The following is a 21507-nucleotide window of genomic DNA, read 5'->3' on the forward strand; positions in this document are numbered from 1 at the left end:
ATGGGCGACTTATGCACTGCCATCAGCTAAAAATCCCATGACAAAACCAGCGCTGCTGGCGGTCTCTGAATACCCATAACCAGCGCCCCTGTAGATCCTGTGCAACAAAATAGTCGCGCTCAACCTCATGGGCATCCCACCAGCCAGTGCAGATCCGCTCAGGCCCCAGGTGCACTGTCACTTTGTGTTGTAAGGGCTGAATAGTTGGCAGCAAAAAGGCAGGCCGAAGATAGCGTATGGCAGACGATGCCATCCTATCATCCGACAAAGGTGTCCCCGACAAAGGTGTCCCCGACAAAGGTGTCCCCGACAAGGGTGTCCCCGACCCACTCAGTGGTGTGCAATATGCACTGGCCCGCTCAGGACGCAGATCATCACAGGCTTTCACGCCCTGTACAGCCTGCTCTCCTAACCTGGCCTGCAGTACCGCAACCAGACCGGCAGGCGTCATAGTACCTCGTCGCTCGGCGAATAAGTCTGTCATCAGTTCATCGGGTTGACACATTTGGGCCACTTTCAGCCCTATCGCCTGCACTGGGCCACTGAGTGTCACTTTGCTCAGTTTGAGGTAGCACAAGGTCAGCCAGAGGTCGGCCCTGTCTGTGCCTTCTCCACGGCCAATGTTTAACACCAGCGGCTCGGCATCCCGCTGATGCAAGGTCAGCGTCAATTGTGTCGCATGACGATTGCGCAAGCGCAGAAATTGCTCCTGCTGCACCAGGAGTTTGAGCAAAGGCTTGTTCAGCCAGTCCAGGTTTTCTATGTCGTATAACAAAGGCAGGTGGCGCTCAAACTCCGGCTCGCTCTGATAGAAAGTCACCGGGTGAGGTACCTTGCCGCGCAACCTGGACACATACTGCACCAGCTCGCAGTCAAAGCGCTTACCCAGCTCCACTAAAGGCAAAGTAAACAGATCTGCCACCGTTTTAAGCCCAACCCGACGTAACCGCTCAAGCTGTTTGGCTGGCAGCGACAGCGCCGTTAAAGGCAGGCCGTATAAGGCGCTTTCCAGCACTTCGGGATCCTGGCTCACTAATTCACCATGGTGTTCTGCCAGCAGCCGCGCCGCCTCCGGGGAATAACCACAGGCAAAGCGATAGCTGAATGACTGGGTATCCAGATGTGAACGCAGTGTGCTCAGGTAATGAGACAAATCCCGGTACATGGCCAGCATACCGCTGACTTTCAGCAACAGTCCCTGAGGGGCAAACAAAGCAATGTCTGCGGTGATCAAATACAGCCACTGTGCAATTTCACGTATCGTCCGCTTTTCACCGGCTTCATCATAGGGGTGTACAAGCAACTCGCGGCTACGTGCAGCGGCCCCTGCCAGCCCCATTCCCGCCGCAATGCCCAACTGCGCGGCAGCCTGATCCAGCTGCATCACTCTGTTGTCATGGCCTCCGACAATAACACAGGGCCGGGACAACGCGGCGAGAGCATCGTCAGATTGCGCTCCATCGGGGGTTTGTGCCTGTGCTGCCATTTTCAGTTTATCGAGCTGAATGGCTGGAAAGTGTAAATACAACCACAAAGTCACTGCAACTACCTGCCTGTACGATACTGGCGCGCGGCTTCAGGCATCTCCTTGCGCTGGGTGTAAAAGTATTCGGTCAGTTCAGGCCAGCGCGATGACAGGTCCAGTGCAAACTGAGACTGAGCCCAGCCGCCCTTGCGCTTTTTAACGGTGATATTCAGGCCACGCGCGTGTGGGCTAAGCCCCAGACCTAAAGAAACCGGCAAGGTGCCATGAGCATGGTGTGCATGGCGCAACAAGTACAAACACGCTTCGCCTGTCTGAGCCGCCAGTTGCAAACGCTTAACCTGATGGACCTGTAACTCACCATGCCAGAGCAACACACTGTTACAGGCACCGCTTTTCAGACACTGCTCAGCGGCCCACAGTGCTTCCTGTGGGCATCCGGGTGTGATCTCCAGCAATTTACTGGTATCCATGCCTGTACGCTGTAATGCATCGGCGTTCAGCCGTGCCGGCGGCGCAATGACCGCAGTCAGGCCACTTTGCTGCATCAGGCAGGGCAATAACAGCCTTAGCTCACCGATCCCCAGTTCAGTATGTAAGTCGACCACCCCCACGGCAGGAAAACCGCCTTGCAGGTGTTTGTTTAATTCAGCAAACCCCGTTGCTGTCAATGCGCCTTGCTGCTGGCGCTCTGCAAGCCCGGTGCCCTGCCATACCAGATCCTGACGCTGTAGTAGTTCAATTAAATTACTCATGACACACCTCAAACTGTATATTTATACAGTATAATTACTGTTGAGCAAAGTGCAAGCATGCTGTGCATGGCACGCACCTGGCAGCCTCTTGCAGGCGTCAAGGAAGCATCAAACAGTTAATCCAGATCAAGCAGTTACACGCAAAGTCAGCTAAAGTGATAAAGACAACAGGAGCATAATATGTGTGGACGATTAAATATCACCGATGATCCTTTTGTGATTGAGGTCTTAACAGGGCTGGGCATCACAAACCCCAGAGCAAGCATGCACTTTGGTCGTTTTAAAAAAGCAACTGACAGCATTAGTATTGTCCATGAAGAAAACGGCCAGCGGCAACTCAGCAACGCAACCTGGTGGCTGTTGCTGGACCCGCAACCCGGGCAGGGCTTTAAGCCGTCTAAATACACCTCATTTAACAGCCGCTACGATAAACTGCATGTCAAAGGCAGTGCTGCCTATCGGCCTTTTCATTACAGTCGCTGCATTATCGTGGTAAAAGGGTTTGGTGAAACTCAGTTTGTACAGGGCAAGCCGTACCAATATTACGACTTTATCGCCGCAGACGGGGCTTTGTGTTTGGGCGGGTTATACAAGGTATGGCACCATCCGGACAGCGGACAAAAGCACTACTCCTGCTCAGTGATCACACTGCCGCCACACCCTAAGCTACGCCATTATCACGATAAGGCGAGCCCGCTGATCCTGCCACCCGATCCTGCTGAACTCAACGCCTGGCTGGACAGCACACAGCACGATGGGGGACGCTTTACGCATTTGCTGATCCCGCACCTCTACCAGCGTCTGGCTGCTGTTCAGATAGACAAACCCAGCCAGTATCATCCTGTGAGTGAGGTCACTTACATCACCAAAGATCCCCCTCGTAACAAGATATAAGCAGGACAAAACTAAACCTGATAACGGGCCAGAATATCGTCCAGTTGTACCGCCAGCTTAGCCAGATGCTGTGAGCGGTCATCAATATCCTGGCTGCGTCCCAGGTTACCATTGGCCTCTTCGCTGATGGCACTGATGGCCTGGCTGATCTGTGCAACCACCGCCGACTGCTCTTCCGCTGCGGTTGCAACCTGAGTATTCATTGCCACAATCTGTTCAATCGCACCGGACACCTCCATCAATGAATCCTTGGCCCGCTCGGACGTTTGCGCATTGTCGACAGAGCGTTCGCGGCTTTGCTGCACCGACTGGCGCGCCTCACCAACACCGCTTTGCAGGGCGTTGATCATCTGTTCAATTTCTTCCGTCGCTTGCTGAGTGCGCTGTGCCAGGCCCCGTACTTCATCTGCCACGACCGCAAAACCGCGTCCCGATTCTCCTGCCCGCGCCGCTTCAATGGCCGCATTCAGTGCCAGCAAATTGGTTTGTTCTGCAATGGACTGGATCACATCCAGTACACTGCCTATCTGCTCACTCTGAGACGATAGCCCGTTCATAACGCCCCCGACTTTATCCATTTCTTCTGCCAGCAGCTCCGAGATCTCGGCACAGTGCTCTACCAGCTGATTGGTCTGACAGGTCAACGAGCTTACCTGCTGGGTCTGCTCTGAGGTATTCAGTGCACTGCTTGCAACTTCTTGCACTGTCTGTTGCATTTGCTGTCCGGCAGTGGCCGATTGCTCACAGTCGAGCGACTGCTTATTCACACCATCAATCAGACCCGCTACGCGCTCAGACAGTGCCGACGACATTTCTTTGAGTGTATGGGCACTGTGCAATAAGTCGCCAAAGTTTTGTTGTAACCGCTCAACCAGACTGTTGACTGAGCGGCTTAAATCGCGGATCTCATCGTCACCTTCATCGGGCGCACGCATTCTGAAGTCATTGTTATCTGCAATACCCCGTATTGCCTTGCTTGCTGCAATCACAGGCCGCGTTACCCGGTTGGCCACAAAGAAACCCACCAGGCTGGCAATGATAGCCGCCACAGACACAAATAACACGGAGGAGCGAAGCACTGAGTACTGTAGTTGTGAAATCATCGCAAAGGCTTCGCTTTCATCAATTTCGCTGATAATGGCCCAGTGCAAACCCTCTATGTCTAGCGGCGCAAAGGCCGACGCTACCGAAACCGTCCGATAATCAGGAAAAATAGCAAATCCGCTTTGACCAGCCAGCGCCGCACGGGTACCCGGCGAGTCAATTTGCAAAGTGCCGATGGTGGATTGCTGCTGTTCAATGTTATCAACCATCCTTTTATCGACATCAAATGATCTGAGCTGGGCAATAAAAGCACCCGGATCTTCCACAAAAAACCGGCTGTTGTTCAACAGCAGTTTGTTCTGATTCACCAGATAAAGTTCGCCAGTATCGCCGAGCCCCTGTTCATGCCATTGCCCATCCAGCGTCAGCATACGATTAATCTCATCCACCGGCAGTTGAAATATCAAAGTGCCAAGTAAACTGCCGTCATCGGCCAAGATGGCAGAGCTAATAAACCCCGCCGCCGCATTGTAAGATGGTGTATAAGGGCTAAAGTCGATAAAGTGCCCTTCACGCACCTGTTGAGTGCGGGCTGCCTTGTAGGCTCGTGCCAAACCCGATCCCCGAAACGGGCCACTGATCAGAGACGTGGCAAAGTCCAGCTCTTTGAATACGGAATACACTACGTCACCCTGAGGGTTGGTAATAAAGACATCGTAAAAGCCAAAGCGCGCCTGAAACTCACGTAATGCTTTGTGATAACGGCGGTGTATCGCACTGTAGGTACTGCTATCGCCAGCATCCAGTAGCTGATCTTTACTGCCGAGCGGATTCGGGTTGGCGGCAATATACTGGGTTTGCAGTGCATGTGCCGTTGGGCTGAGACGGCTGAGCAACGTACTCACGCTGAGGCTGTCGCCACGATTTTTTTGCTTATACTGGTCAAGAAACTGAGTTTCATAAAAGCGGCTCAAAGCGCGCTTCTCCACCCCGGCATGTGGGTAACGCTCAAATGCATCTGAGAATGCCTGGCTGGCGTCGATCATCATCGTTGAGCCAGCCAGTGTCACCACTTGATCCGAGATAGTTTTAAAATAACGTTCAACCTGAGTTTGCATCGCATTACGGCGCGAAACCAGGTTGTTTTCAATTTCCTTTGTTACGGCCGCTTTTCCTTCCTGATACGCCAGTAAACCGATAACAAAGCAACTAATGAGCAAAGGAATAACAGCAAGTAGAACAGCTACAATACTCAGACGGTTTTTTAATTGCACGTGAACTCCTACAGTACAAAGCAAACCCGCTCCATGCTGGGGGAGCGGCAAATGCATACCACAGCAACTCTGACCCAAAGCCCGTTGTTCTACATGGATACAAGGATTCGGTAGGTCAGAAGCGGCTAATACACCATGTCGCAATATAACCGGGGAAGCTATGCAGATTGGTTTCCACGACAGCCGCTCCAGAGACATGAATTAGTTATTATTAAAAGTTTTAATATAATTTAAATGCATAGACTAACCTACACCTTTTAATACTTTGATACTAGTAATAAAAGATTGGTTTTTGATGTCAATCTGGTTTGACCAATAAAGCGAGCTGGACCGACGGAACTGGAAGCATAAGAATATATCGGGTCATATCAATGACCCGATAAAAGTAATAGGTATCTCTGATATGTTTTACTTTCCCTTAATTCAAAGGAAGTTAATAAAACAGATCGGCAGGGCTATTAATGAGGCTGGCAAGGTACTTCTTTACAACCGCTCAATGCAGAAGTGGCAGTACCACCACCGGCGATTTTCATGGTTTCCTTAGCATTGATATTCATGCTGTCGTTTAGGTTCTTAAGCTTTTGTTTTTTAACTGCAAGTTTCATATCTAGTTTTCCTTCTATTAAAATCAGGTCCAGTTTAATCACAAAAAAACCACCTTTGCAATATGAAATTTGTAAAAACGAGAACCGCTGTTCATATCACTTCTCTTGCGGCTCGCTTAACCCAGTGAGAACCTCAATAAAGCCATTTTTAGCAATGAAAATATTCATACAAAATAAAATCAAACAAATAAAAAATAATGGCAACACAATACATACAAATAATAAGGCCTAGCAGACTGTTTCAGTCTTTATAATTAAGCACCAATTCACTTTAAACACCAAATAAACCAAAAAACGCAACAGCCGCACTCAGCAATCAAGATAACTTTATTTTGCAATAAAGCTGCAAGCATTCTTTCACATCTTGTCTCTAAAATGACGCCTTCCTCAGCAGGAAGAGGCTTCCCGAGCATCAAAACTCTGCAATTTGCAAAGACAATCTGGGTCGAATTAACAAAGGAAATACAAATCAGATCCGCATGCGCGCGATGTATCGCTCAGCTTGCGTTAATGCCAGGTAAAATAATGAACAAAACACGCTTATTGCTCAGTATCAGCACCGCACTTTGCAGTTTTCACGCATTCAGTGCTCCGGAGGTACACTATGACCAGTGCCAGGGCACTTTCAGCTATCTGGGTGCCAGTTATCAGGGCACAACAGATAAGAATAACTCGGGTAGCCAATGGTGTTACCTCAAACAAACCACTGGTGGTTCCAGCTGGGGTAATGTCCGGATTGAGACCATTCCTGCATTTACCACAGTGACCGGGAAAAGTTGTCAGACTCCTTCCAGCTATCAGGGCGAGCAGTTTTACGGCTGCTCTACACGTAACCACAGTGCTCCATGGTGTTATGTCGACGAGCAAGGGAGCTGGGAAGAGTGTGCGACACAAACGCCTGAACCTTTGCTGAGTCACACCCACCCACAGCCAGGTAAACGCCTGGACCGCATAGCGCTGGGCTCCTGCTTTAAAACCAAAGGAGACATGCCCGCTGCGCTTACACGTCTGATAGGCCATAAACCGGATTTGTTTTTCTGGCTGGGTGACAATATTTACGCAGACACCACAGACATGAGCACTATGCGCCAAAAATACGATGATAAAAAGCGCAACTCAGACTATCAAAAGTTTCTGGCTGCCAAAGTCCCGGTCATGGCAACCTGGGATGACCACGACTTTGGCCGTAACAATGACGGCAAACACTACCCGAAACGCGCTGAGAGTCAGCAGGAGTACTTACGCCACTTTGATGCCCCGGCAGACGACCCCAGACTCAATGGTCGTGCCGGAATTTACGAGGCGAAAATGTTGGGACAAAAAGGCGAGCAAACGCATGTGATCACACTGGATGCCCGCTACTTTCGCTCTCCGACCTTTAGCAATTATGGCACCTGCGAAGGAAACGCCACTACGATTTTGGGTGAAGAGCAGTGGCAATGGCTGGAAAAAGAGCTTAATAAGCCATCAGAGATTAAATTGATTGCCAGTGGGATCCAGGTTTTACCTCCCTTATATCAGGGCCGTAGCCGAAGCAGTTACTGTGCTTATGGCGATGGCAAAAAGTTCGAGCAGGCGCTGAGTAACCTGCAAGAATCCGGTATGTCCGGTACCAGCTACGAGTCCTGGGCGGAAGTCCCCCTGGAGCGTGAACGCCTGTTAAGACTAGTACAAAAGTCAATCAATGCAGGTAACACCAGAGCCGTGATTTTCTTATCTGGCGATCAGCATTGGGGTGAGCTGCTACAAAAGGATATTCCCGCGAGTAACGAGCATGGCAAAATGGCCAGAGTTTACGAAGTAACCGCCTCAGGATTTGGTCAGAACTGGCCCTATCATATCGACAATCCGCTGCGCTTACCTGTCTATGCCGATACCCAGGGCGATGGTAACTACACCAAACAATGTCAATTCCCCGCTAAATATGCCGCGGTGACTTATCAGGGGTGTATTACTAAGGATCATGACAAGCCCTGGTGTTACACCGAAGTTGATGAACATGGTAATGGGATAAAAGGTGAATGGGGTAACTGTGCTGCCAGCGGCGCAACCATCCCGACAGGCCAGGTTGGTGTCGTCAGTAAAGACATCGCGAGCCTGACCACCAGCAATCGCCACTTGATCAATCAGTCTGGCAGTAACTATGGCATGCTGGATATAGACTGGCAAAAACGGACAATTAAGATGTCGATAGAAACGGCAGAGGAAGAAGCCGTATCGACCGTTATTACTTTCTAATCAAGGTGATAATATAATGCTGATCTGCCTTTGCAGGTCAGCTTACTGAGCCGACTATTTGACGACCTTGAGGCCCTGCCCGGGGGCTCTGGTGGGTTCAGGTATAGGCTGGTCCGTTGCCCTGGCTCTGAAGGCACGCGCCCTGTCATGGGCGCTGCGCACCGCATCACACTGGGCAATAATATCCTCTTCATCCAGCGCTTCACCCAAGTCCATCACTATCCGATAGGCAGTATCGTACAGTTCTTGCTTAGTGTCTTCTTCAGCACGAAAGCGCATAAAAAAATCCTGCACTTTTTGCTCAGGTGTGTGCAATTTAGTACCCTTAATACACACTCCAATCGCGATCCCCACAACTAGAAATATCGCCAAACAAGCAAGGACTAACAACATAATTACGCCTCCTGACGGATACGGGATTCCATAAATTTATAAAATGGATACTTAGCAACTATCAGCCACTCTAGCAGGTTCGTCACAATGGTGGCTGGGCCATACACTTTGAACAGTAAGTCATTATTAAAGTAACCACGCAACATCAACTGAGCTGCGTTAAGTAGTACGAGGAAAAGAACCAAGTAGATAGAGTATCGTGCAGCCGAGAAAAACAGGCATCCCCTGATTACATGTAGCAAATATAAGGTGACCGCGAATGACGTACCGGTACACACTAAGGTAAAATAATATATTTTAATTTTTGCGAGCCTTTCCATTTCAGACAACAAGATAAAGCCAGCTAACTGACTACTTATTATGTAAAAGGTCAGGCAAGCGACTGCCGTTAAAAAACATGAATGTAGTTTATGGTCTTCAGGCGTTTTCAACGAGGCACTGCCACCAAAGAACAAGCTGAACCTGTGCTGTTTAAAATAATATAGCAAGTACACCACAACCATCAGTTGTAATAACCGCAGAGCCCACCCGGTTACTAGATAAAACTCACTCATGTTTAGTCCTATTAAAGTCCCCGTACTAGCAGTAATCAGCGCTCAAGATACGCATCTGCTTTGGTTGATCTCCATCACCGGTACTGCCACCGCCAAAAACCTCAGCAAGTTTCTCATGCGGTAGGCTAAAACCGTTTAGTTGTTTGAGTTTCTTCGATTTCACACTTAAGCGGCGACCAATTTGTTTTGTAGTAGCTTTCATGGTTTTTTTCCTTATTTTTCATTGGATAGAACAGCCCAGCCACTTGCTATAACCATGTTAAACAAGCAGAGCCAAACACTCAACCTCAATTTAACAAAAGTGCAACCAAACTAACTATGACCAGACTTGTTTTACAGATACACCCATCCCTAAGTTACCATGAAAATATTAATATGAAAGGCATGGTTATAAAATATATTGCGGCAAATTACAATCAAATGTTTAAATAACAAGCATTTGTGGTGCAATTTTAAGGCGTGCCAACCGTGATTTTTCAGCCACTGTGCACTAAGTGCCAGTTAAGTGTGGAATTGCCCCTGATAAATACATACTCGGTTCCGACCTGCGTTCTTTGCATCGTACAACGCTTCATCCGCTTGTTTTAAAAGCACTTTACCACTTAGCATGCCAGGCTGATAAAATGCCACGCCAAAACTGGCTGAGACTGTAAACAGGGTCTCTTTGGCAGTAAAGTTTAATTCCGTCAGGTCGCAGCGCAAACGTTCAAGATAAACAATGACTTTATCTTGCTCGCACTCTGGGATCAAAATACAAAACTCTTCGCCACCAATACGCGCAACCAAATCTGAGCTACGGCTGGACGCCAGTAAAAACCGTGCGACCTCTTTGAGTACTTCGTCGCCCATATCATGGCCCCACTTATCATTGATCTGCTTAAAATAATCAATATCAATCAGAACCAGCGCAAACAGACATCCGTAACGAGATGAGCGATCCAGCTCCTGTTCAAAACGTAGAGTGAAAAAACGTCGGTTAAACAGATTCGTCAGTGGATCCTGGTTGGCCGTTTTTTCCAGCAACGCATTCGCTTTTGTTAGCTCAGCGGTACGCTCTTCAATTTTTTCCTGCAAGTTTTCATTCAATGTCCTGAGTGTATGCATCATGTAGCTAAAATGTGCTGTCAACTCGCGAACTTCCTGCCAGCCACGCGTCACTCTGGGAGGATCGCTTAAATCACCCTCATGGGTCACTTTTTCTATATAAGTCTTGAGATTCTCTATGGGCTGTGAAATGTATATTGATAGTCCAACTCCGACAATCACGGCCATCAATACAATTCCCAGTTCAGCGGCATAGATGACTGAACGATTGGCGTGCACCATCGCATTCACTTCACTTTCATCTATTTTAGCCACCAGCCCCCAGTCTAGCTGGTCAATATAACGTGTTGACGCCAGCACAGGTACACCCCGGTAATCAGGAGACTGCTCAAGCACCAACTCATTGCCAGACAAGGCCTGTATGATGGGCACTGTATCTTCGGTAAAAGCCACAGTGCGTGTAAATGCGGCTTTAGGGTCGTACTTCAAAGGTGTTGCGAACAAGGCATTACCATCGTTGTTCTGTATTGCAACCAGCCACTCCCCACTCTGACCCAGACCTGTGCGATCTCTCACCAGCTGGTTGAGAAACTGGGTCGAAAAGTCAACTTTAACATAACCCGTCAACCGCCCGTCCAGCAATAAGGGGGCCACCCGGCTCAGTTGCACCGTCTCATCATGTTGCTCCAGACGGATGGGGCGATCTTCAAATTGCGCAGACGCCAGACTGTCGAGCTTTTCAAACCCGTGCGTTGCCGCTACAAACTGGCCCTGGTGGTCAAACACCCCAATGCTTTTAAGATAAGATCTGTCGATAGCAGCATCATTGATGATCCGGATGATCTGCTCCCGGTGCCGTGCTTCGTGCGTGCTGTTCCACAGCGCCAGCGAGCGGCGCAATTGAGTTCTGCTGGCGATTTGTGCCACATTATCATTTGCCCGCTCAACTCCGGCGAGGATCCGCAGTTTGGCGATTTGAGAAATCGCGCTCAGGTTAGACTTTACCTGCTCCCGATACTGAACCCCTGTGTAGCTATTAAGAGAATACAGCCCGATAAACAAAGGCAGTGCCGTCACCAAAATAAAGGTTGCGATAAGCAAGTGTTTTAACTTCACATGCGCGCGTCACACAGCTTAATTTATCTATTCAGAATAGCACAGGCCTCACACATTGCGAGCAAAGCAACAATGCAATAACGTAAACGAAAGAAGTATCGGCATGGATATACCATGTCATTGTGGTGGACAATATCCGGCTTCAGCACAAGTACATAACACCTGTGCCTGGCTCTGGCCCCCTGCATGGCAGGGTACACTGCTGATATCAAAATTAAACTTACATTCTACTCTTTACCCGATTAGTGGCCTGAGCCATGGCCGGATCGTCTGGCCAGAAATGCTTAGGATAGCGCCCTTTCATCTCTTTTTGTACTTCACGATAGCTGGACTGCCAGAAGTGCGCCAGATCCTGGGTCAGTTGCAAAGGTCGCTGTGCCGGAGAGAGTAACTCCATGAGCACAGGTAAACGCCCCTCACACAACACCGGGCTTTGGCTCATACCATATACTTCTTGCATGCGCACTGACAAACGCGCCGGCCCATCCAGCTGATACTGAACACGTATACTTGACCCACTGGGTACTGTAATACGCTGTGGCAGTAATACTTTCAGGCGTTGCTGTTGCGCCCACTCCAACGAACTGAGCAAAGCCGTATGGAGATCGAGCTTTTTCAGTTGCGGCAATTGCTTGATATCATTCAGATAAGGTCCCAGCCAGGTTTCCAGACGCGCCAGTAAACTGGTTTCATACGTGTCACTAAATTCCTGCGGGTAAAACTGCTGCGCCAATGCCATGCGGGTCAGCAAATCCTGACAATCTGCGTAACTATTGAAGATCGCCAAACCTTGCTGATGTATCAGGGTTAACCAGGCCTGAGTACGCAATGCAGTGTCTAGCGTACCCGGCGCAGGCTTTGCCATGTAGACCCAGTGTCCAAGATAAGTCCGTTGTTCATGAATAAACTGCCCCGATTTTTGCTCGAATTCACACACATTTCGCTCCCTGAACAGGTATGGCAAAGCCGCTTGCAATTGCCTGGGCTCAAAAGCCGTGGCACTGAAGATCTGCTGACCTTTGTGACCACCCAGCTCGGCAATCGCCAGGTAGCTGGCATCCAGCCAGTATGCTTTGTGCGCATTCACGCCGGCACCGTTGGCCAACACCCAGCCCTGCCCACGCCGCCTGGCAAGACGATCCGGGAACGCCAGCGCAATGACGATTGGCAGGTGCTCAATTGCAAGCTCTTCTCTCGTTTGCTGAAGCTGAGCACGACGCAGCCAGTATGCTAACTGTTGACGAAACGCACCGTGAGGTTTTGCTGCCTGCTGGTGCAGGGCAATACTCAGCTCAGCAGGTACTGATAGTCGGCTCTCTAACAGTGCAATCACATAGCAGCCTAGCCGCGTTATCCCCGGATAGTCTGTTTCAAGTGCTTTAGACTTTAATAGCATATGTCCGTATCTGGGGTCTGCTCCCAGTGATTGAACCTGCTTACCCAACCCTGTTACCCGATCACGGTCATCAATCAGCTCTAAACTGTGCAGTAATGCCCGAGCCTTAGACAACTGAGCTTCAGTCGGTGTATCCAGCAGCGCCAGTTCATGTACCTCGCTGCCCCAGACTTTCGCTTCCAGCATCAAACCACTCAGATCGCTGCACAATATATCCGGGCGATCATGGCCATCACGGCGTTCGAACACGGCCTTGCTGCCCAGCCGATATACCACCCCAGCCTCGATGCGGCCCGCCCGCCCGGCGCGCTGTACCGCAGAACTACGCGAAATAGACTGCGTCACCAGCTCGCTTACACCGGTGCGCAAATTATACTGTGCAACGCGTCGCTTCCCGCTGTCTACAACAATACGGATCCCTTCTATGGTCAGGGAGGTTTCAGCAACGTTAGTGGTCAGCACTACTTTGCGCATACCAGCAGGTGGGGGCTCAATCGCCGCCTGCTGGGCTTGTTTGTCCTGATCGCCAGATAGCGTAGCCAAAATCAGATCCGGGTTAGATGAAAGGGTGTCTCGCAGGGCATCTGATACATAACGAATTTCTTTCTGGCCGGGTAAAAATACCAGTATGCTGCCAGTTTGCTCGTGTAATGCCTGACGGATCATTGCCGGGATTTGCTCCAGCCAGCGGCTTTCCTCCTTTAGCGGAACATATATTTCATCAATCGCAAAGCTGCGTCCATCTGAGCGCACTAAAGGGCATGCCAAAAATTGCTGATACCGCGCACTGTCCAACGTCGCCGACATCACCAGTATATGTAAATCATCACGTAATGCCTGTTGCGATTCCAGTGCAAAAGCCAACGCCGTATCTGCCGCCAAAGAACGCTCGTGAAACTCATCAAAAATCAGTAAATCAACCCCTTCCAGTTCAGGATCTGCCTGAAGTAAACGCGTTAATGTGCCTTCAGTAACAATCTCAAGCTGAGTGCGAGCGGACACTTTGACTTCCTGGCGGATCCGCAGCCCCACCCGCTCACCAACGGCCTCTCCCAGTTGCGCCGCTAAAAAGCTGGCAATATTGCGCGCCGCAAGGCGTCTTGGCTCAAGCATGATAATGCGTTTAAAGTGCCCATCCAGCATCAGCTGTAGCGGCAGCCAGGTAGACTTACCGGCGCCCGGCGGCGCCTGTAACAAAACACGAGGTTGCGTGGTTAATTGCGAGACAAGTTCATTATAGACGGCCTGAATGGGTAGCGCTGTGGTCATTTTTACTGCTGTGTTAAATCCAATATAGGGCTAGTTTATACTAATCCGGGCAATTAAGTGACTACTGGCACGACACTGCTCTGTTCTTCAGGAAGCTACTTACGATGCTACCGCAATACAGGCCTGGTACTGGTTACGTCCAGATTCTTTGGCATGATACAAAGCATCATCGGCTTGTGCTATAAGCTTCGCCGGTGTTGTGGCTTTGCTACTGCCAGTACAGGACAAGCCTATGCTGACCGTGACATGTTTGTGGGGCGACACAGGGTGGGTAATGGCTAAGTCAGCGACACTTTTCACTATGTCACTTGCAAACTGCTGAGCGCTGTGAATGGATGTATCGGGTAACAACACGGCGATTTCCTCGCCACCATAACGGCAGACCAGATCGACCGGACGCCTGGCGCATAAAGACACTTGCCGGGTGACACTTTTCAGAGCCTGATCGCCTTCCAGATGACCAAGACTGTCATTGAATTTTTTAAAGAAATCGATATCAATAAGCAGCAGTGCCAACGGTATGCGGCGTCGCATACTGTCCTTTAATAGCCGGTCAATTTCGATATCGAAAAAGCGCCGGTTATATATCTCCGTCAGGCCATCAACAAAGGACTGGTTAGTGAGGATATCGGCCTGTACTTTGTATTTGAGGTGGGTGGTGATCCGTTTAACCAGCGTACTGGCAACCAAAGGCTTCTCAATGAAGTCCACTGCCCCAGCATCCCAGCACTTTTCCTGAACCTTAGGCTCCTGGCTTGAAGTAATAAAAATCAGCGGAATATCAGCGAGCTCAGGTTGTGATTTAATTTTTTCGCACGCCTGAAGCCCGGACATTCCCTCCAGGTTGATGTCCATAATGATTAAGTCGGGCTTAATTTTATGGCACACCTTTAGCGCAGTTTCCGCGCTTTCAAAACTCACCGTGCGGCAAACAGGCTTTAAGATCGCACTGATCAGCTTGCGGATCACCTTTGCATCGTCAACAACCAATACCGTACAGCTCTCGATACTGTGTACAATTTCAAACATCGAATTCCATCCCGTTTACCCTGGGTTCTACCACTCTACACCCGTACTAAGACAGGTTTAACAGCCTGAGTTAATTAACGAGGGTATTTCTATCATAGCCAATTATATCGATTTCAATCGACCCAGCATGTTGGGTCGCCTGGGCGCATGCTCAGTAATCACCTGCCAAAGCACTTTTTGCTCAATTGGCTTGGCAATATAGCCATCAAAGCCTGCATGCTGATATTTTTGCCTGTCTTCGGTTAACACATTAGCAGTCAGGGCTATTACTGGCAATGTCGGATGCTGCTGTTTTATCAGCTTACAGGCCTCAACGCCATCCATTACCGGCATCTGAATGTCCATCAACACAAAGTCAGGACATTGACGTGTTACCTGATTCACCGCTTCTTTGCCATTGCTCACCATTGCGACTTGCACATTGCATTTATCCAGCAACGCGCGGATCACCAGCTGATTAATCTCATTATCCTCCGCAACTAACACGCGTACACCGCGTAAATCCGGGCTTTCTTCCCATTCTTCGTGCATTTCAGCCTGAGCCAGCTCACTTTTCTCCAGCGGCAGGTACACAGTAAATACACTGCCTACGTTTTCCATACTTTGTACATCAATGGTACCTGCCATCAATTCAACTAAAGAGTGGGTGATGGACAGCCCAAGCCCGGTCCCGCCAAACCTGCGGGTAGTGGATTTATCGGCCTGCTCAAAGCGCTGAAACAGCCGCTCTAGTGCCTCTTTGCCAATACCTACGCCGGTATCACGCACGGTAAAAACCACCCCCGGTTCACCCTGCACTTCTTCTATTTCCAGGTCTACTCCACCTCTTTGCGTAAACTTAATGGCATTAGAGAGCAAATTTAAAAGTATCTGCCGGATCCTGACAGCATCCCCTTGCCAGCTGGCATGATCAAAGTGGCCGGTAATCGACAAATAGATCCCTTTTTGAGCCGCGACCGGTTGCAAGTCCGCCTGGATATGGCTGACAAGCTCGGTCAGATTAAACGGCCTAACCTCCAAAGACAGCTTGCCCGCCTCTATCTTAGAAAAATCCAGGATATCGTTGATAATGGTAATTAGGGCTTTTGCCGAGTAAGTGGCTTTATCCAGATACTCTCGGGCATTGTCCGACAAAGGTTCCTCATTCAGTAGCTGCAAGGTACCATACAGGCCATTCATGGGCGTTCGGATTTCGTGGCTCATATTAGCCAGAAACTCTGATTTGGCCTTGGTTGCCTGCTCAGCCACCCGCTTGGCTTCTGCCAGTGCCTGCTCGTGCTCCAGCTGTTCGGTCAAATCGTAAGCCACGCCCAAAAAGCCCACCAGCTGGCCGTAGTTGTCCTGTAAGCGTGACACACTCAGACGTACCGGCGTCAATTGCGCGCACTTTTTAACATAGGTCCAATTATTGATATCATTTTTGCCATGACGCGCCTTTGCCACAAAGGCTTCAAACCCTGGCTCAACAGGATAACCCAGCTCCCGGGTAAGCTCTTCTGCACGCTGCGCCACCTCTAACTCCAGATGGAACACCGCAGGGGTGAGTTTGCCGACCATTTCTTCCGCTGTATAGCCCAGCAGTCTTTCTGCCGCAGGGTTAAATACCGTGATCACTCCCTGCACATCGGTGGCTATCACCGAATAGGTGGCACTTTCCAAAATGCTGCGCTGCAGGACACCGACCCGCTCTATTTCAGCAGTGCGGGTCAGAACCTTATGCTCCAATACCGCATTGGCTTCCGACAAGGCTTTTTCCCGGGTCTCGGACAAGTCCAGCTGGTGTGCTTTAGACTGATGAGCACGCAATATCAACAACTGCACGCAAAATACCACCAGCATTAATGCCAGTGTGATCATCACCGCCTCGCGCAATGCCCGGTAGGGACTGGGTAAACCCAATGCCTCGATGTAACTGATGGTGGGACTAAGCTCTATTCGCCAGGTTCGGCCATACAGCTGGCTTATACTGTGCACCCGATACCGACTCAGCTGTGCCTGAGTCTCACCACGGCGGAAGAACAAAGTGCTGGCGTGGCGGTCAATGTCTCTGACATTCAAAACCAGATTACGTTTGATGCCTTTGATAGAACCCAGTACCTCATCAATGAGGATCGGGCTGTAACTCCAGCCGGCAAGTTGCGCCATGCGCTCTGTGGGGGTGTCTGGCGTTGTACCTTGTGCATAAACAGGCATTAGAATTAAAAAACCATGCTGCACTTTTTGATTGGCCTGCACTAAGGTGAGCGGCGCTGTCAGCATCACTTCGGCATTTCGGGCAGCATTGGTTGCCGCAACCCGGCGCATGGCTTCGGAGCCAATATCCAACCCTACCGCCTGCTTATTGCGCGACTCTGGCTCAATAAACTGGATCACATACAGGCTTTGCGCATGTGGCATCAGTTGCTTAATATTAAATTGCTTGTCGGGTCGTTGCTGGCGCGCATCCTGAACAAACGCCGCTTTATCATCAAAGGGCACAAAGCGAATAAAGCCAAACCCCCGGGCACCGGGAAACTCCTGCTCATGGTAACGGGTGCCAGTGTAACGCTGCATGCGCTGGTAATTAAAGTGCTCAACGCCCACGGTCTGAATAGCACCTCGCAGGCCCGCCAGCCCGTAGCGGTACAAAGCCATCCGTTCTTCCACGGCCTGCGTGAGCCGGGACAGATCTGACGTCATGGCACTTTTTATTCGCATATCAATGCGCTCTAAATGCGACTGATGACTATACCAGCCACCTAAGGCACCCAGCCCCATCACCAGCAATAAAGGCCAGATAAGTTGCCACAATGGTCTGTTTTTCCTTAGTGGTGTTTCCTGCTGGGTCATCACGTCATTCACCTTATTCCGGCCTCATGTGTGGTCGATAGCAGATGGTGACCGTTACGCTGCGCGCGCTTCATAATCCATTAACTCTCATTGCTTTGTTTGGATGCAGATGAAGTGTTAAACACCTCATCCTGCAATACCTGCTCAAGTACCAGATACTGCGCTTCAATACTTTCGATCAGCACGCTATAGTCAGCACCGTCTTCACGACCAGCGCCCTCTTCCAGTTTTGCCAGCAACTGAGTCAGCCGCTGCGCGCCAATATCACCACTTTGCCCCCGTAATGCGTGACTGATCTGCTTAACCTGAGCGTGGGCTTGCTTGTTGCACTGCTCTTTCAGAGATAACAGCTTCTGCGGTGCTTTGTTATAAAACAGCATACAAATTTGCAGATACAACTCTGAGTCTCCCTGCAACCGTGCAATGGTGCCATCAATATCAAGCACTTCGCCGGAAAGCCCTGACACCTGTTCAACTTCTGCAAGCGTTCTGTGCTCTGTCGCGACTTGCGAAGAGGGATTGCCAGCGTGAGGGGTGAGATGGGGCTTATCCGGCTGCTGATAGGATTTAAATTTGGATAGCACATCAAACAGCAGCTTGGGTTGTATCGGTTTAGTCACATAGTCGTCCATTCCCGCCGCCAGACACCGTTCCCGCTCCCCCGACATCGCATTGGCCGTCATCGCAATAACCGGAAGGTGGCGGAAAGACTCGCCTCCTTTACCTTCGCGGATCAAGCGCGTGGCCTGGTAACCGTCCATCGTTGGCATATTGCAATCCATTAAAACGGCAAACACCGGCTGGCTGTTTTTTTCAAAGTTCAGTAAGGCACTCAGTGCCTCATGACCCGACTGATAGCTCACAACATTGGCATGGATCCCCTGAAGAATGCCGCGGGCCACTTCCCGGTTAATCTGATTATCGTCAACAATCATCACGGTTGCGCCACCCAAGTCATTGTGTTCCGTGCATTGTATGCTGGGCACCAGCACTTGATGCTGATTTTTCAGCATTTTAGCAATTGCATCCTGATCAAAGACCGATAAAAACGCCCCCAGGCGGATAGGCTTAACCAGCTTAGCCAAGAAGCCCTGCGCAACACTTTGGTGGGTAAATTCGCTGTACAGCACTATGGTGCGTTCATACATTGGCGACTCAGTCAGTGTCTCAATGTGGGGGTTGTCATGATCCACCACCAGGAACTCGCCGTCGCGCTCCACCACGGTGCCACCGTACTTACTGATAACATGTGATAAATAGCTACGCTCACGGGTGTCACCCACATGTAGTTCAAAGCTCTGGCCTTCCAGGGTTTGTTCATGAGGCTTGGCCTTAGCCGTATCCAGTGCAAACGGCAAAGTAAAGTAAAATTTGCTGCCAATGTTTTTTTGCGACTCAAAGCCAATCTCCCCGCCCATCAATTCGCAGAGATTCTTGCAGATTGACAGACCCAGCCCGGTGCCACCAAATTCAGCACTGATGCCGCTGTCTTCCTGAGTAAAGGCAGAGAAAATCTTATGGTGGTTGTTTTTATCAATCCCGACTCCGGTATCTTCCACCGTTATACTGAGAAAAATTTTGCCCGCCTCCTGTGTAGTCTGGCCACGCACGCAGATCCCCCCCTTACTGGTAAACTTAATGGCATTGCTCACCAGATTAAAAACCACCTGCTTGATCCGCCCGGCATCCCCCACCAGCTCAATGAACTCGATGTCTGTTACATCCACCACCAGACTCAGTTGTTTCTCATACGCTTTTAAAGAAATAGACGTTACGACATGCTCCACCACTGAGATGGGGTTCAGCGGCTCCTGCTCCAGCTCCAGCTTGCCTGCCTCAATTTTAGATAAATCAAGGATATCGTTAATTAAAGAGGCAAGGGTTGACGAGCTGGTTTCGGTCATTTCCAGGTAAGAGAGCTGTTTCTTGGTCAGAGGCTCACGGCGGATCAGATTCAGTGTGCCCAGTATCCCGTTCAGCGGCGTGCGCATTTCATGGCTAATGGTAGAAATAAACGCACTTTTAACCGCAGAGGCTTTCACCGCCTTGGCCTTTTCTGCCTCCAGCTCCCCGGTGCGCTCCTGCACCAAACGCTCCAGCCCTTCATTGGCACTCTTAACCTGCTGTTCACTGAGCTTTTCTTTGGTTGTGTCACGGCCAAATAAGGTGATCCCAACCAACTGGTTATCCGGGCCACGCACAGGTGAAACGGTAAAATTAACATGTCGGGTCTGGTCCTGCAGCGTGTAACTTTCGTACCAGTCGGTGTCTTTTGGGCCATCTTCGTGTTTAAAATACGCCACCGCCTCTTGCAGGCGATCCATGGGCAACGCGACCAGATCAGTAATTTTATGCTGACGCTCACTGGCCGCCAGGCTGGGAAATATCAATAAAGACGCACTGTTGTAAGTTTGTACGTTGAGCTGAGTATCAAAGCTGACAATCGGCTCATCCGCCCCATCAATGATCGACTCGTACACAGCTTTATCTTCCTGATACCGTTCACGGTTACGGTAAAACAGCACAATGCCCCCCATAAACAGCAGTAGCACCAAAGTCACCACCGCCAGTAACATATAACTCGATACGCGCCGCTCATTAAGCAGTGCTGCAGCCTTTTGGGGCAGCGCAATGGCAGTAATAAACATTTCATGCCCGGGTCCCTGATAGCCACTGTTAAGCTCCTGCTGTATCGCGACCTGCATCAACTGAGAGCCATGCTTAATCGCCCCGTCAACGCGGCCCTCTGCTGTGCTGTGTAATTGAAAGTCATCATCAAACAACCGGGGTTTTGCCAGGTCCCGGGTAAAATGAAACAGCGACTCCGGGCCATAAATATAATGCCCCTGATGATCGGTCAGGTAATACTCTGCGCTGTCACTCTCCAGCAAATCAATCAACTGTCGGGCACTGGAGTTAAGTACCAGCAAGCCAAACAGGTCATTGTCTGTATCGAATAATGGCATGGCAATGCGCAACACAGGGGTAAACGGACGTTGCACTTTATTATTTTCAAAATTCAGAGAAACCCGCGACGCAAAGAGCATTTCCTCCGCCAGGTCCAGGGTTTCCTGCACATAGTCTTTGTGTGATTTGTCTTGCAGCTTGGCCTCGGAGATCCGCTCCACCTTGCCCCGCCGCCGGTCTACCCGGACAAACTCCCGGCCATCTGGCATGATGATCCGCAGCTGCAGTAACTGCGAGTTATTATGAATGAGGGATTTAAAAATGGTGGCGATACGTGTTTTCCACAGCGCAATAGGTTGGTTGTCCTTGGGGTCAACGCCATTGTTTTTCAGTGCGCGGGCAATCCCGGGAAAAGGCGGCGTATCTTTAAGAAAGTGCAGATAGCTTAAATCTGCCCGGTAGCGCCGCTCGAATTGTTCGGCAATACTCGCTGTGTTTTTCTTCAGCTGGCTTGTGACTTCAAACTTCACTTCATTTTGTAGTTTATGCTCAAAGAAAAACAAAGCCAGCGCAATCAGCAGGAGTAAAAATACGCTGAACACGCCCGCAAACCAGCGCGTTGACTTATCTTGTTTTGCCGACAGGATCCTTATCATAGTATACCCTTTACCCCTGTA

The 21507-nt window shown here is 50.0% G+C and carries 13 protein-coding genes; 2 read left to right on the forward strand and 11 right to left on the reverse strand.

What is annotated here, in order from left to right; translation table 11 throughout:
* Positions 1–22: 22 nt before the first annotated feature.
* Positions 23–1540, reverse strand: a complete 1518-nt coding sequence (locus MHN33_RS15935; RefSeq protein WP_239399219.1) for a DNA polymerase Y family protein — start codon at positions 1538–1540, stop codon at positions 23–25.
* A 5-nt stretch (positions 1541–1545) separates the two neighbouring features.
* Positions 1546–2238 (reverse strand): translesion DNA synthesis-associated protein ImuA, encoded by a 693-nt coding sequence (imuA, locus tag MHN33_RS15940; protein ID WP_239399221.1) that lies wholly within the window; start codon positions 2236–2238, stop codon positions 1546–1548.
* A gap of 180 nt (positions 2239–2418) precedes the next feature.
* On the opposite strand from imuA, the gene MHN33_RS15945 reads away from it, so the two are divergent.
* Positions 2419–3132, forward strand: a complete 714-nt coding sequence (locus MHN33_RS15945) for an SOS response-associated peptidase family protein (RefSeq protein ID WP_239399223.1) — start codon at positions 2419–2421, stop codon at positions 3130–3132.
* 11 nt (positions 3133–3143) lie between these two features.
* Here MHN33_RS15945 and MHN33_RS24060 read toward each other — a convergent pair whose 3' ends face one another.
* Positions 3144–5450: a methyl-accepting chemotaxis protein gene (locus MHN33_RS24060; RefSeq protein WP_239399225.1), complete on the reverse strand. Its 2307-nt coding sequence runs from the start codon at positions 5448–5450 to the stop codon at positions 3144–3146.
* Positions 5451–5908: 458 nt separating this feature from the next.
* Positions 5909–6055 carry a hypothetical protein gene (locus MHN33_RS15955; RefSeq protein ID WP_156158677.1) on the reverse strand — a complete coding sequence of 49 codons (147 nt, stop codon included), beginning with the start codon at positions 6053–6055 and terminating at the stop codon, positions 5909–5911.
* A gap of 525 nt (positions 6056–6580) precedes the next feature.
* Between MHN33_RS15955 and MHN33_RS15960 the strand changes: the two genes are divergently transcribed.
* Positions 6581–8293: an alkaline phosphatase D family protein gene (locus MHN33_RS15960; RefSeq protein WP_239399227.1), complete on the forward strand. Its 1713-nt coding sequence runs from the start codon at positions 6581–6583 to the stop codon at positions 8291–8293.
* 54 nt (positions 8294–8347) lie between these two features.
* Here MHN33_RS15960 and MHN33_RS15965 read toward each other — a convergent pair whose 3' ends face one another.
* The 7 genes from MHN33_RS15965 to MHN33_RS15995 form a co-directional block, all read right to left on the reverse strand.
* Positions 8348–8686: a hypothetical protein gene (locus MHN33_RS15965; protein ID WP_239399229.1), complete on the reverse strand. Its 339-nt coding sequence runs from the start codon at positions 8684–8686 to the stop codon at positions 8348–8350.
* Positions 8687–9265: 579 nt separating this feature from the next.
* Complete coding sequence (locus MHN33_RS15970; protein ID WP_239399231.1) at positions 9266–9442, reverse strand: hypothetical protein; 177 nt, start codon at positions 9440–9442, stop codon at positions 9266–9268.
* 299 nt (positions 9443–9741) lie between these two features.
* A complete protein-coding gene (locus MHN33_RS24065; protein WP_239399233.1) occupies positions 9742–11400 on the reverse strand; it encodes a sensor domain-containing diguanylate cyclase in 1659 nt (552 codons plus the stop codon).
* 220 nt (positions 11401–11620) lie between these two features.
* A complete protein-coding gene (gene hrpB / locus MHN33_RS15980) occupies positions 11621–14065 on the reverse strand; it encodes an ATP-dependent helicase HrpB (protein ID WP_239399235.1) in 2445 nt (814 codons plus the stop codon).
* Positions 14066–14164: 99 nt separating this feature from the next.
* Positions 14165–15094, reverse strand: coding sequence for a diguanylate cyclase (locus MHN33_RS15985; protein WP_239399237.1), 930 nt, complete (start codon positions 15092–15094; stop codon positions 14165–14167).
* A gap of 102 nt (positions 15095–15196) precedes the next feature.
* The gene (locus MHN33_RS15990) at positions 15197–17923 is read right to left on the reverse strand and encodes a CHASE domain-containing protein (RefSeq protein ID WP_239399391.1); all 2727 of its coding nucleotides are present in this window, start codon (positions 17921–17923) and stop codon (positions 15197–15199) included.
* Between the two features lie 80 nt (positions 17924–18003).
* Positions 18004–21486 carry an ATP-binding protein gene (locus MHN33_RS15995; RefSeq protein ID WP_239399239.1) on the reverse strand — a complete coding sequence of 1161 codons (3483 nt, stop codon included), beginning with the start codon at positions 21484–21486 and terminating at the stop codon, positions 18004–18006.
* Between the last annotated feature and the right edge of the window lie 21 nt (positions 21487–21507).

The sequence above is a fragment of the Pseudoalteromonas sp. OOF1S-7 genome (assembly GCF_022347765.1).
Classification (GTDB): Bacteria; Pseudomonadota; Gammaproteobacteria; order Enterobacterales; family Alteromonadaceae; genus Pseudoalteromonas.

What these genes read in the sequence shown, in the direction of transcription:
- imuA (WP_239399221.1), bottom strand. Translation starts at nt 2,238, where the DNA reads ATGAGTAATTTAATTGAACTACTACAGCGTCAGGATCTGGTATGGCAG.
- MHN33_RS15945 (WP_239399223.1), top strand. Translation starts at nt 2,419, where the DNA reads ATGTGTGGACGATTAAATATCACCGATGATCCTTTTGTGATTGAGGTC.
- MHN33_RS15955 (WP_156158677.1), bottom strand. Translation starts at nt 6,055, where the DNA reads ATGAAACTTGCAGTTAAAAAACAAAAGCTTAAGAACCTAAACGACAGC.
- MHN33_RS15960 (WP_239399227.1), top strand. Translation starts at nt 6,581, where the DNA reads ATGAACAAAACACGCTTATTGCTCAGTATCAGCACCGCACTTTGCAGT.
- MHN33_RS15965 (WP_239399229.1), bottom strand. Translation starts at nt 8,686, where the DNA reads ATGTTGTTAGTCCTTGCTTGTTTGGCGATATTTCTAGTTGTGGGGATC.
- MHN33_RS15970 (WP_239399231.1), bottom strand. Translation starts at nt 9,442, where the DNA reads ATGAAAGCTACTACAAAACAAATTGGTCGCCGCTTAAGTGTGAAATCG.
- hrpB (WP_239399235.1), bottom strand. Translation starts at nt 14,065, where the DNA reads ATGACCACAGCGCTACCCATTCAGGCCGTCTATAATGAACTTGTCTCG.
- MHN33_RS15985 (WP_239399237.1), bottom strand. Translation starts at nt 15,094, where the DNA reads ATGTTTGAAATTGTACACAGTATCGAGAGCTGTACGGTATTGGTTGTT.
- MHN33_RS15990 (WP_239399391.1), bottom strand. Translation starts at nt 17,923, where the DNA reads ATGACCCAGCAGGAAACACCACTAAGGAAAAACAGACCATTGTGGCAA.
- MHN33_RS15995 (WP_239399239.1), bottom strand. Translation starts at nt 21,486, where the DNA reads ATGATAAGGATCCTGTCGGCAAAACAAGATAAGTCAACGCGCTGGTTT.